Source organism: Sphingopyxis sp. H053 (genome assembly GCF_001468225.1).
Taxonomy (GTDB): domain Bacteria; phylum Pseudomonadota; class Alphaproteobacteria; order Sphingomonadales; family Sphingomonadaceae; genus Sphingopyxis.
Genome location: NZ_LNRU01000001.1, coordinates 89,140 through 100,952, shown reverse-complemented (window position 1 = coordinate 100,952; position 11,813 = coordinate 89,140). Strand labels below are relative to the sequence as shown.

The window sequence follows — 11,813 nt, the reverse complement described above, 5'->3', positions numbered from 1 at the left end:
GAATTGGGTAAATACCGGTCCCACGGCGCACAGCGGCACTGCGGGACAGGCTTCGATCGGGGTAAATCGGGGCGGATACGCCCGACTCAGGTGGTACTGGCGCGAATCCAGAGCGGATGAAGCAAGCTGTTTCCGGCACCGCGCCACAGGCGGGCCGAAAGCCACTCCATCGTATCGGCTTGGCGCAGGTGCGACGCGCCCGGAACGAGCGGTTGCCAGAGCGGCGTGAAGAGCAGATCGGCATCGCCCGCCAGCCAGACCTCGCCCTGCCCTATCCAGCATTGCGCAACGCGGCGACCGGCGTAGGCGCGGCACGCCGGCGGCAGACGATCCAGGCGCCCCGCACTGAACAGGCGCAGGCGCGCGTCATCGACATCGACCGGCAGCGGCTTGCTCTCCCCGGCGGGCGCGGCGCCCAGCGTCACGCCCCAATGGTCGAGCAGCGGCGTGAGCAGGCTCGTCACCGGCGCGTTGCGCGGATCGCCGAGCGGATGGCGCGCCGGCCAGCCCGACAGCGCATCGGCGAGTACGACCGCGCGCCCGCCGCCCCGCACGAACGCATCGATCGCGACCAGTTCCTGCGGCGCCAGCGCGCGCGGGTGCGCGATCAACAGAGTCCCGCCCGGCGGCGGCACATGATCGGCGAGGCTGTCGACCAGCGACACCGGCCCCGCCGCCGCCAGCCGCGCGAGCGCCGGATCGTCATTCGTCCCTTCGGCGATCATCGCCGCAATGCTCGGGCTTGCCGACCAGCGCAGCGGCAGGCCGGTGAGCATGGTGACGGCAGGCGCGCCCGCCGAAGCCGACGCGGGCCGATAGAGGGTCGCGAGCAGCGCGTGCCCCGCCCCGAACCAGCCGACCACGAGCAGAAATCCGGCGAGCCACGACAGCAATTTACTCGGGCTGCGCCATTGGATGATCCTGTCCGCGAGCCAAGCCGCGATGCCCCCCGCTATGATCGCCAGGAGCAGCTGCAACCACGCCGCCGATCCGGCGAGAACGACGCCAAGCAGAGCCTGCGTTATCGCCACAAGCGCGAGAGTGAGAAGGCAAGCGAGCCGCCGCGCCGCGACGGGCTCACCGCGCTGCCACCAGGCCAAAAGCAGCATCGGCGGCGCGAGCAGCGGGATCGCAAGCGCCGGATCGATCCGGCCGAGCAGCGCCTGCCCGCCCGCGACCCAGGCCAGCGCGACGATCGTGGCAGCTATCATGAAAGCGCGCAGCACGGGCCGGCGCGATGCCGCCGTCACTGGTTCGACTGGCGCGCGCGCTGGAGTGCAGGATCGGGTTCGAGGTCGGGCACGGTCGCCGATGGGGCGGCCTGTGGCACCTTTACCGGGGTCGCGGCATTTTCATCCTTCGACGAGGGCGACACCGCCTGAACGCCCAGTTCCTCAAGCGGCGCGCCGCTGGTTTTCTCTTCATCGCCCGGCATTTTGACTTCGGCGGTGGCGGCGGTGTCGCCGGCCGCGCTTTCCCGGGCGCGATCACCGATCAACCCGGCCATGCCGACGAGCAGCAACACCGTGAGCACCCCGGCGATGCCGATCTGCAAGCGGCGTATCGTGTCGTCGACGGGCGCGGTGGGGGGTGGCGGCGGCGCCTCTTTTGGGGACGAAGGAATTTCGATCCGCACGCTCATGCCGCCGTCTCCTTTGGCGTCTCCAGTCCTTTGCTCGCCAGCCATTCGGGGTTGTAGAGCGTCGAGAGATAGCGAAACCCGCTGTCGCAGAGGATGGTTGCAATGCGCTTGCCCGGACCCAGCTGCCGCGCGAGCGCCATCGCCCCGGCGACGTTGATCCCCGACGACAGGCCGAGACATAGCCCCTCTTCGTCCAGCAGTTGGCGGACCACCGCGAGCCCCTCGGCATCCGAGATGCGGAACTGCGTATCGATCGGCGCGCCGTCGAGGTTGGCGGTGATGCGGTTCTGACCGATCCCTTCGGCAACGCTATTGCCTTCGGCGCGCAGCTCGCCGCACTGATAATAATTATAGAGCCCGGCGCCATGCGGATCGGTGAGCGCAATGACGACGTCGGAATTATGCGCCTTCAGCCCGAGCCCGGTGCCCGCGATCGTGCCGCCTGTGCCCGCCGCGCAGGTGAAGCCGTCGATGCGGCCGTCCATCTGCTCCCATATCTCTTCGGCGGTGCCGAAGATGTGCGATTTGCGGTTGGCGATATTGTCGAACTGGTTGGCCCAGATCGCATTGTCGGTTTCCTCGGCGATGCGGCGCGAGGTGTGGACGAAATGGCCGGGGTTGGCGAAGGGCGCGGGTGGGACGAGCACCAGTTCGGCACCCAGCGCGCGGATCGTCGCCATTTTCTCGGCGCTCTGGTTGTCGGGCATGACGATGATCGTCTTGTAGCCCAATGCATTGCCGACGAGCGCCAGCCCGATGCCGGTGTTGCCCGCGGTGCCCTCGACGATCGTACCGCCGGGACGCAGGCTGCCGTTCGCTTCGGCATCGCGGACAATATAGAGCGCGGCGCGGTCCTTCACCGATCCGCCGGGGTTGGCATATTCGCACTTGCCCCAGATTTCACAGCCGGTGGCTTCGCTCGGCCCCTTGAGCAGCACCAGCGGGGTGTTGCCGATGAGGTCGAGGCTGTTTGCAGCAATAGTCATGCGCATGATCTAGGGCGCCGCCCGCAGCCCCGCAAGACAGCTTCGCTTGCCCTGTCAATGTTCGGCCTTTGTCGACCAACGGGCATCGACGTCCGACGAACGACAGCCCGGGACCACCTCAAGGGTTGCGATTGTAACAGTATATCATTACTGGGTGCGCCGACAGGTCGCCATAACAACAGGACTCTCCCCTTATGCGTTTGCTTTGCTCCGCCGGTTTCACCTTTGCCCTCTTCCTCGCCGCCCCCGCGTACGCGCAGGACCGCGCCGCCGCGGGCAGCGACGACGATGTGCACACCGGCGAGCCGATCGTCGTCACCGCGCCCTATGTCCGTAGCCTCGATATCCTCGGCAATGTATCGGTGCTCGAAGGCGACGAGCTGGCGCGCGACATTCGCGGGCAGATCGGCGACACGCTCACCCGCCAGCCGGGCGTGTCGGCGACGAGCTTCTCGCCCGGCGCTTCGCGCCCCGTGCTCCGCGGCTTTTCGGGCGAGCGCGTGCGCGTGCTCACCGACGGCATCGGGTCGATCGACGCGTCGAACACCTCCGCCGACCATGCGGTCACCATCGACCCGCTGACCGTGGAACGCATCGAGATTCTGCGCGGCCCCGCGGTGCTGCTGTTCGGCAGCCAGGCGATCGGCGGCGCGGTGAACATGTTCGACCGCCGCATCCCGCGCAAGGTTCCGACCGATCATGTCCATATCGATGCGATCGGCGGCTATGCGACCGCCGCGAACGACCGCAACATCGGCAGCTCGATCGACGTCGCGCTGAGCCCGCAGATCGTCGCGCATCTCGACGGCAGCTGGCGCAAGACGGGCGACGCCCGCAGCGGCGGCTTCGTCTATGCTCCCGGCATTCGCGGGGATCTGCTCCACCTTGCCGAGCATGAGATCGAGGACGGGCATCCCGACGAGGCGGCCGAGCTGACCGAACAGGCGGGCAAGCGCGGCAAGATCGACAACACGCAGAGCGAGACGTGGACCGCCGGCGGCGGCCTGTCGCTGATCAACGAAGGTGGCCAGCTCGGCATATCGATCGGCTATTTCGACTCCAATTATGGTGTGCCCGACCGCCCGAACACCGCGCATGACCATGGCGGCGAGGAAGAAGGCGGTCATGACCATGGCGAAGGTCCCGTCACCATCGGCTTGAAGCAGTGGCGCGCGGATCTTCGCGGCGAAGTCGAGTTGGGCGACGGCTTCTTCGACAAGCTGCGCGTCCGTGCGGGCTTTGCCGATTACAAGCACACCGAGTTCGAGGGCGACGAGGTCGGCACCATCTTCACCAACCAGGGCATCGAAGGCCGGATCGAGCTGGCGCAGAACGACCGCGGCGGCTGGCGCGGCGCGAGCGGCGTGCAGTATAGCCATCGCGACTTTGACGCGATCGGCGCCGAGGCGTTCGTGCCCCACAACCTGACCGACCAGTTCGCGCTCTTCACGCTGCAGGAATATACGATGGGCCCGCTCGGGCTCGAAGCCGCGGCGCGGTACGAAAAGACCAATGTCCGCGCCCACACGCTGGGTTTCGAACGCAATTTCGACAGCTTTTCGGGCGCGCTCGGCGCGACCTACGACATATTCGAGGGCGCGAAATTCGGCGTCTCGGTGTCGCGCGCGGTCCGTGCGCCGTCGGCCGAGGAGCTGCTGTCGAACGGTCCGCACATCGCGACGCAGAGCTTCGAGCTGGGCGACCCGAATTTGAAGCGCGAATCGAACTGGGGCGCCGAAGCCTCGTTCAAGATCAAGACCGACGCCTTCAACCTCAGCCTCACCGGCTATTCGAACTGGTTCGACAATTTCATCTATTCGGCGGCGACCGGCGCGGAAGAGGATGAACTGCCCGTCTTCCAGTATTTCCAGCGCGATGCACGCGTCTATGGCTTCGAGGCCGAAGCAAGCGCACGGCTGGCGCAGATCGGCGGGTTCAACATCGTCGGCGACGTCACCGCCGACATGACGCGCGCGAAGATCAAGAATGCCGGGCTCGACCGTAACGTGCCGCGCATCCCGGCGCTCCGCGTGCTGGGCGGGCTCGAAGCACAAGGCGAACGTGTCGACGCGCGCGTCGAGGTCGAATGGACCGACCACCAGACGCGCGTCGCGCAGTTCGAGACGCCGACCGACGGCTTCACTTTGGTCAACGCCTCGATCAGCTGGCGCCCGCTCCCCGACACGAAAAATCTGACGCTCAGCCTGTCGGCGAACAATATCTTCGACGTCGAAGCGCGCCGCCACGCCAGCTTTACCAAGGATTATGTGCCACTGGCCGGACGCGATTTCCGGCTGACAGCCCGGGCGAGCTTCTAACCCCTCTCTCCGCTCGTCCCGAGGGCCGGGTCCGGTTCAGCCGGATCCGGCCCGTTCGGGTTCAGAAGGCGAGCAGCTTGCGCTTGTTCCAGTAGATCGAGGTCGCGGCGGCATAAGCGCCGACCTTTTCCCAGGCGGCGCCGTCGACCTTTTCGATGTCGACACCGCTTTCGATATAGGCCTGGACGATCTTCATGATCTGATCCTCGGTCATGTCGCCCGACAGATCGGGGTTCGCGCCGCCGGGCCCGAAATCGAGCGCCTTGTCGACGATCACACTCGCCAGGCCAAGTTTTGCGATATCGCCCATCAGCCATTCGCGCGAAATGCGCGCGAGGCTGTAGTCGAAATAGACACTCTTTTGTTCGGCGGCGATGCCATGGCGCGTCACGCAATCGTCGGTGACCGCGCCAAGCTGTTTGAACAGCGCCTCGCGCGATGCTTCGTCGCCGCCACCGGCCATCGCGAGACCGATCGAATTCTTGGTGCCGATCGGGACCGACGTGACGACGCAGTCGAACTTCTCGCCCTCTTGCGCCCGGACCGCGCCCGGAAGCATCGCCAAGGCAAGTGCAACGCCCGCGATCAGACCCTTATGCATCGACGAATCCTTCCGCCCTTTAGGGTGCGACCCCTCAGGACAGCATGGCCATCCCGCCGTTCACATGCAACGTCTGACCGGTGACATAGCCCGCTTCCTTCGACGCCAGATAGACGACGGCGGCGGCGATATCGTCGCCAGCACCCATCCGGCCGGCCGGAATGCGCTGGTTGAGTGCCTCTTTCTGCACGTCGGGCAGGTCGTCGGTCATCGCGGTGGCGATAAAGCCCGGCGCGACGCAGTTCGCGGTGACGCCGCGGCTCGCGAGTTCCTGCGCCAGCGCCTTGGTCATGCCGGTGACGCCCGCCTTTGACGCGGCATAATTGGCCTGCCCCGGATTGCCTGTCGCGCCGACGACGCTGGTGATCGAGATGATGCGGCCGAAGCGCGCCTTCATCATCGGCTTCGCCGCAGCCCGCGCAAGGCGGAAATTGGCCTCGAGATTGATGCGGATGACATCCATCCACTCCTCGTCCTTCATGCGCATGATCAGATTGTCGCGCGTGACGCCGGCATTGTTGACGAGGATGTCGAGCTGGCCCAGCGCCTCGACCGCAGCCGGGACAAGCGCATCGACTGCAGCCGCATCGCCGAGGTTGCACGGCAGCGCGACATGGTCGCCGCCGAGCCTATCGCGAAACGCATTGAGCTTGTCGGCATTGGAGCCCGACACCGCGAGCCGCGCGCCCTGCGCCGCGAGCGCCTGCGCGATGGCCGAGCCGATGCCGCCCGAAGCGCCGGTGACGAGGGCGGTCATGCCGGTGAGATCGAACATGGTTTTGTTCCTTAGTCTGGGGTCCGAATCTCGGACGTCGGTGTAAGATGATTTTCGCGCGGAGAACGCAGAATCTAATGGTTAGAACCGCACAACCGCCCGCTAATCCAAAGGCGAGATTTTAAAACTCACTGAACCGTCTCTTCGTGATCTCCACCATGCCCCTCGTGAGCAGCCAGGCGCCTATGTAGTTTGTGACCTCGTTATTAATGGGAAGCCCTGATCGCCGCGTGATATGCTCGTTCAAATAGCTTATGTCGTCTTCTGACGGTACAGGCACTGCTTTTACGGCGAAAATGGCATCAAGAGCAGGAAGCATGATGGACATCAAACGCTTTGAATCTGTGCTTGAATAGGCACCGCGAAGCTGAGCCATTTGTTGAGAACTCAAAGGAGTGTTCTTATCGATGGCAGCCGCCGTAAGAATGCTAACCTTGTAATACACGGCCTGCTCGATTGCCCTCTGTGGCCATGCGTTTGCGTCCGCGCAATATCGCAGGCGCGTAGCAATCGAGTTCTCGATATCATTCGGCAGACGTTTGGCAGCTTGCCAGTCCGCCAAGCCATATTTCTCAACAAAGCGGTCCATTGCCGCCAGCTCGGTGCCAGAATATCCAACATCCATACATTCGAGATTTTCTGCCGCCTCAACATTTATTGAAGTCAAACTGAAAAGCAGCAGCGCTGACGCGGCCCACAGTCTGTGGTTCAACGTCGCAAGTCGCATTTCAAAAACCTTTCAGCAGCGCTTCGATGTCATCCATCGAAATCACGCTTACCGTCTCGACTTCGCCCGATGCGCTGCGCTTGACCATCGGGCCGAGCACCTTGCCGCCGAATTCGACGAACTGCTGGACACCGATATCTTCCATCGACGCGACGCTTTCGCGCCAGCGGACGCGGCCGGTGACCTGTTGGACCAACAGATCGCGGATCGTGTCGGCGTCGCTCACCGGGCTCGCGGTGACATTGGCGACGACGGGCACCAGCGGCGCGGCGGGCGGGTTGGCGCCGAGCGCCTCGGCCATTGCGTCGGCCGCGGGCTGCATCAGCGGGCAGTGGAAGGGCGCCGAGACGGGGAGCAGCACGCCGCGCTTGATGCCATAATCTTTCACGAGGGCGACGGCGCGCTCGACCGCGCCCTTGTGGCCCGAAATCACGACCTGCGATGGATCATTGTCATTGGCGACAGTGCAGACTTCGCCCTCGGCCGCGGCGTCGGCGAGTTTCTGCGCGGTGTCGATGTCGGCGCCGAGCAGCGCCGCCATTGCGCCGACGCCGACGGGCACCGCCGCCTGCATTGCCTGTCCGCGGGTCTTGAGCAGGCGAGCGGTGGTTGCGAGGTCGAAGGCGCCGGCTGCGCAGAGCGCGCTATATTCGCCGAGGCTGTGGCCCGCGACATAATCGGCCTTGGCAGCCAACGTCACGCCGCCTTCCTTTTCGAGCACGCGCAAGGTCGCGATCGCGTTCGCCATGATCGCGGGTTGGGCATTTTCGGTAAGGGTGAGCTGGTCCTCCGGGCCTTCGCTCATCAGCTTGAACAGCTTCTGGCCAAGCGCGTCGTCGACCTCCTGAAACACTTCGCGCGCGACCGGCGAAGCGTCCGACAACGCCTTGCCCATGCCGACGGCCTGGCTGCCCTGACCCGGAAAAATGAATGCGCGCATATTGCGTCCCCTGCGGTGATATTCGTTACCGCGCGCCTATTCCTTCACCCCGCACGATGCAAGCCGAAGGGCACGACCTTGTTCGCAGCGTCGTGGCCGATGTCCGCGCGGCCGAGCCAGGGGACGCCGGTGCGCCCGCACCAATCGCGAGCGATCTCATCGGCCTCCATGCCGAAGGGGCGATCGTTTTCCGGAATGTCGCCGACCCGTCCCAGCCGCAATCCGGCAAGCCCGCGCGGGCCCAGACAGGTCGCGACGTGAAAGAAGGCGCGGTCGAAGGCGTAAAGATATTCGCTCACCTCCTCGACCAACACGACATGGCCCGAAAGATCGGGTTCGAGCGGGGTGCCGATCAGCATCGACAGCGTCATCAGGTTGAACGCCGCATGGCGGGCGCCATGCTGCAATCCGGCTTCGCAAGCACCGGGATCGCGCGCAACGAGCCAGTCGAGCGCGCGCAGCACTGCCGCGTCACCGCCCTCGCGGCGGATATCGGCGACCATCGGGCCGTGCGCGACATGGTCGAACCCCTCGCGATAGAGCGCACCGAGCAGATTGCCCTGATCCGAATAGCCGAGGAACGCCTTGGCCCTCGCCGCGTCGGTCATCGCCGCGACCGCATCCTCGGCGATCCGGCATGCACCATAACCGCCGCGCGCGAACCAGATCGCGTCGATGTCGGGGCGGTTCGCCATCTCGACGAGCGCGGCGAAGCGGTGCCCATCCTCGCCCGCGAAATGGCCGTGAACAGCGAAGCATTGCGGGTCGAAGACGAGTTCGACGTCAGGGTAGCCGAGGCTTGCGAGCGCGCGAACGGCCTCCGCATCATCGGGTAAAATGGGTGTCGACGGAGCGACGATGCCTATGCGCATGCAGCGACCTCTAAATCCGTTCGTGTCGAGCGCAGTCGAGACACCCATCGGCGGCGCGCAAGGTCGAGGAGCATCTCGACTTCACTCGATGCGAACGGGAAAGAGAGTGCCGCTCTGGTTGCAAACCCTTCGTCAAAGCCATATCGCGCCGCGATGGCCGAAAACAAATCCTATTTCTTCTGCGGCATCGGCGGGTCGGGGATGCTGCCGCTCGCGATGATCGTCGCGGCGCGCGGTGACGCAGTGTCGGGGTCCGATCGCAGCCGTGACCAAGGGCGGACGCCCGGTAAATTCGCCTGGCTCGAAAGCCAGGGCATCGCCTTTTACCCGCAAGACGGCAGCGGACCCAAAGCCGACCAGATCCTCGTCGCCTCGGCGGCGATCGAGGACAGCGTTCCCGATATTGCCGCGGCCAACGCGCTCGGTCTGCCGCGGATGACACGCGCCGACCTGAATGCCGCGCTGTTCAACGCAGCCGACAGCGCGATCGGGGTCGGCGGGACGAGCGGCAAGTCGACCGTCACCGGGATGATCGGCTGGATCCTTGAAAGCGCGGGCCGGAAACCGACCGTGATGAACGGCGCGGTCATGCGCAATTTTTCGGGCGACGACAGGCCATTCGCGAGCGCGCTGGTTGGCGACGCCGCGATCTACGTCAGCGAAGTCGACGAAAGCGACGGATCGATCGCGCTCTATCGCCCCGATGTAGCGGTGGTCACCAACATCAGCCTCGATCACAAGAGCCTCGAAGAACTCCATGCCCTGTTTGCCGATTTTCTCCTCAAGGCGCGCGTTGCCGTGGTCAATATCGACGATGAGGAAAGCACACCCTTCCTTTCATTGGACAATCATATTTCATTCGGTTTTAGCGAAGGCGAAGACACCCACATTCGCGGAAGCGATTTCGAAGCCTTGGCCGACGGCTGCCGTTTCGCCGTTCATGCCGATGGCACCGCCTATCGGGTGAGGCTTCGCATGCCCGGCCGTCACAATGCAGCCAACGCGCTCGCCGCGATCGCCGCCACCCACGCGGCGGGCACGACCGTAGCACAGGCGGTCGAGGCGCTCGCGGACTTCGCCGGCCTCGCGCGCCGCTATGAGGTGCTCGGACAAGCAGGCGGGGTCACCGTGATCGACGATTTCGCGCACAACCCCGACAAGGTGGCCGCGACGCTCGCCGCCGTGTCCGAACTGCCGGGCCGCGCTTTGATCTTCTTCCAGCCGCACGGTTATGGCCCGCTGCGCCAGATGGGCAAGGAACTCGCGGCAAGCTTTGCCGCCGGAATGCGCCCCGATGACAAGCTGTTCGTGTGCGACCCCGTCTATTTCGGCGGCACCGTCGACCGCAGCATCGGCAGCGAGGCGCTCGTCGCCGATATCGTCGCGGGCGGGGGTGACGCCGTGCATATGACCACCCGCGCGGCATGCGGCGCGGCAATGCTCGACGCGGCCAAGGCGGGCGACCGCATCCTCATCCTCGGCGCGCGCGACGACACGCTCACCGAATTCGGGCGGGAACTCTTGGGAAAGCTGGCGCTCTCCGCTTGATTTCTCCCCGCGAATCTGTATAGGCGCGCTCATTCGGGGCGAGGCCACGTTGCCATCGCCCCGTTTGCTTTGCACCAATCCGTAAAGCTTGACGACAGCCGGAGGGGTTTCGCGATTGGCGCGAAGCCAGCGATCGGCCAAATCGAAGGAAGCGCATCATGCCGTTTTACGAGCATGTTTTTATCGCGCGTCAGGACCTGAGCCAGGCTCAGGTCGACGCGCTGGCGGAAACCGTCACCAACGTCATCGGCGAATTTAAGGGCACGGTTCACAAGACCGAGACCTGGGGCCTGAAGCAGCTCGCCTACAAGATCCAGAAGAACCGCAAGGGTCATTATGTGATGTTGTCGGCTGAAGTCGCAGGCGAAGCCATCGCAGAGATCGAGCGTCAGGCTGCGATCAACGAAGATATCATCCGCTGGCTCACCATCAAGGTCGACGAACTCGAAAAGGGTCCGTCGGTGATGATGCGCAAGCAGGAACGTCGTGGCGGCCGCGGCCGTGACCGCGACGGCGAAGAATAAGGAAAACGACCATGGCACGACCCTTTTTCCGCCGCCGCAAGACCTGCCCCTTCAGCCAGAAGGATGCACCGGTCATCGATTACAAGGACGTCCGTCTGCTCCAGGGTTACCTGTCGGAGCGTGGCAAGATCGTCCCGTCGCGGATCACCGCGGTGTCCACCAAGAAGCAGCGTGAGCTGGCGAAAGCGATCAAGCGCTCGCGCCACATCGGCCTGCTCCCCTACATTGTTAAGTAAGGAGGGCTGACCGATGGAAATCATCCTGCTCGAACGCATCGAGAAACTGGGCGGTATCGGCGACGTCGTCACCGTCAAGAACGGCTTTGCCCGTAACTATCTGCTGCCGAACAACAAGGCGCTTCGCGCGAACGACGCCAACAAGAAGCTGTTCGAAGCGAACCGCGGCAAGATCGAAGCCGATAACGCCGAACGTCGCACCGACGCCGAAGGCCGCGCCAGCGGCATCAACGGCAAGCAGATCGTCCTGATCCGTCAGGCATCGAACACCGGCCAGCTTTACGGCTCGGTTTCGGTCCGTGACATCGTCGACGCGCTCGCCGAAGACGGCGTCGAAGGCATCGGTAAGTCGATGGTCGAACTCGAACGCCCGATCAAGTCGCTCGGCCTGGTCGACGTCAAGGTCAAGCTGCACCCCGAAGTCGTCGTGACCGTCGGCGTCAACGTCGCGCGCTCGCCCGACGAAGCCGAAATGCAGAAGCAGGGCATCGACGTCATTGCGGCGATGTTCGAGGAAGAACAGGCCGAGGCAGTCGCCACGGCACTGGAACCCGACAGCGAAGACGAATTCGAAGACGCAACGCCGCCTTCGGAGCTCGCTCCCGAAGCTGCTGCGGACGAAGCCGAAGAAGCTTAAGCTTCCT

At 64.6% G+C, this 11,813-nt stretch carries 13 protein-coding genes; 5 read left to right on the top strand and 8 right to left on the bottom strand.

The genetic code is table 11. The features are described 5' to 3' along the window. Window positions 1–86: 86 nt before the first annotated feature. Genes ATE70_RS00445 through ATE70_RS00435 form a run of 3 tightly spaced genes read right to left on the bottom strand, consistent with a single transcriptional unit; the run spans window position 87 to window position 2,628 of the window. Complete coding sequence (locus tag ATE70_RS00445) at window positions 87–1,211, bottom strand: Gldg family protein (RefSeq protein WP_058536480.1); 1,125 nt, start codon at window positions 1,209–1,211, stop codon at window positions 87–89. Window positions 1,212–1,246: 35 nt separating this feature from the next. Next, the gene (locus ATE70_RS00440) at window positions 1,247–1,642 is read right to left on the bottom strand and encodes a hypothetical protein (protein WP_058536006.1); all 396 of its coding nucleotides are present in this window, start codon (window positions 1,640–1,642) and stop codon (window positions 1,247–1,249) included. After that, on the bottom strand, window positions 1,639–2,628 hold the full coding sequence (locus ATE70_RS00435) for a cysteine synthase A (protein ID WP_058536479.1): 990 nt from the start codon (window positions 2,626–2,628) through the stop codon (window positions 1,639–1,641). Before ATE70_RS00435 ends, ATE70_RS00440 begins: the two co-directional genes overlap by 4 nt. 194 nt (window positions 2,629–2,822) lie before the next feature. Between ATE70_RS00435 and ATE70_RS00430 the strand changes: the two genes are divergently transcribed. Beyond that, a complete protein-coding gene (locus ATE70_RS00430; RefSeq protein ID WP_058536005.1) occupies window positions 2,823–4,946 on the top strand; it encodes a TonB-dependent receptor in 2,124 nt (707 codons plus the stop codon). A gap of 61 nt (window positions 4,947–5,007) precedes the next feature. Here the strand turns inward: ATE70_RS00430 and ATE70_RS00425 are convergent, their stop codons facing one another. The 5 genes from ATE70_RS00425 to ATE70_RS00405 form a co-directional block, all read right to left on the bottom strand. Then, window positions 5,008–5,547, bottom strand: a complete 540-nt coding sequence (locus ATE70_RS00425) for a hypothetical protein (RefSeq protein ID WP_058536004.1) — start codon at window positions 5,545–5,547, stop codon at window positions 5,008–5,010. A 34-nt stretch (window positions 5,548–5,581) separates the two neighbouring features. Next, a complete protein-coding gene (gene fabG, locus ATE70_RS00420; RefSeq protein ID WP_058536003.1) occupies window positions 5,582–6,322 on the bottom strand; it encodes a 3-oxoacyl-[acyl-carrier-protein] reductase in 741 nt (246 codons plus the stop codon). Between the two features lie 121 nt (window positions 6,323–6,443). Next, on the bottom strand, window positions 6,444–7,034 hold the full coding sequence (locus ATE70_RS00415; RefSeq protein ID WP_156420148.1) for a hypothetical protein: 591 nt from the start codon (window positions 7,032–7,034) through the stop codon (window positions 6,444–6,446). Window positions 7,035–7,050: 16 nt separating this feature from the next. Next, window positions 7,051–7,989 carry an ACP S-malonyltransferase gene (gene fabD / locus ATE70_RS00410; protein WP_058536001.1) on the bottom strand — a complete coding sequence of 313 codons (939 nt, stop codon included), beginning with the start codon at window positions 7,987–7,989 and terminating at the stop codon, window positions 7,051–7,053. Between the two features lie 44 nt (window positions 7,990–8,033). Next, complete coding sequence (locus tag ATE70_RS00405) at window positions 8,034–8,861, bottom strand: LD-carboxypeptidase (RefSeq protein ID WP_058536000.1); 828 nt, start codon at window positions 8,859–8,861, stop codon at window positions 8,034–8,036. 153 nt (window positions 8,862–9,014) lie between these two features. Between ATE70_RS00405 and ATE70_RS00400 the strand changes: the two genes are divergently transcribed. The 4 genes from ATE70_RS00400 to rplI all read left to right on the top strand — a co-directional run bounded on the left by ATE70_RS00400 (window position 9,015) and on the right by rplI (window position 11,806). After that, window positions 9,015–10,409, top strand: a complete 1,395-nt coding sequence (locus ATE70_RS00400) for a Mur ligase family protein (protein ID WP_058535999.1) — start codon at window positions 9,015–9,017, stop codon at window positions 10,407–10,409. A 158-nt stretch (window positions 10,410–10,567) separates the two neighbouring features. Next, entirely contained in the window at window positions 10,568–10,933 is a 366-nt protein-coding gene (rpsF, locus tag ATE70_RS00395; RefSeq protein WP_056371356.1) for a 30S ribosomal protein S6, read from the top strand. Window positions 10,934–10,944: 11 nt separating this feature from the next. Next, a complete protein-coding gene (gene rpsR / locus ATE70_RS00390) occupies window positions 10,945–11,169 on the top strand; it encodes a 30S ribosomal protein S18 (protein WP_037517582.1) in 225 nt (74 codons plus the stop codon). Window positions 11,170–11,182: 13 nt separating this feature from the next. Further along, on the top strand, window positions 11,183–11,806 hold the full coding sequence (gene rplI / locus ATE70_RS00385) for a 50S ribosomal protein L9 (RefSeq protein ID WP_037517578.1): 624 nt from the start codon (window positions 11,183–11,185) through the stop codon (window positions 11,804–11,806). Window positions 11,807–11,813 lie beyond the last annotated feature (7 nt).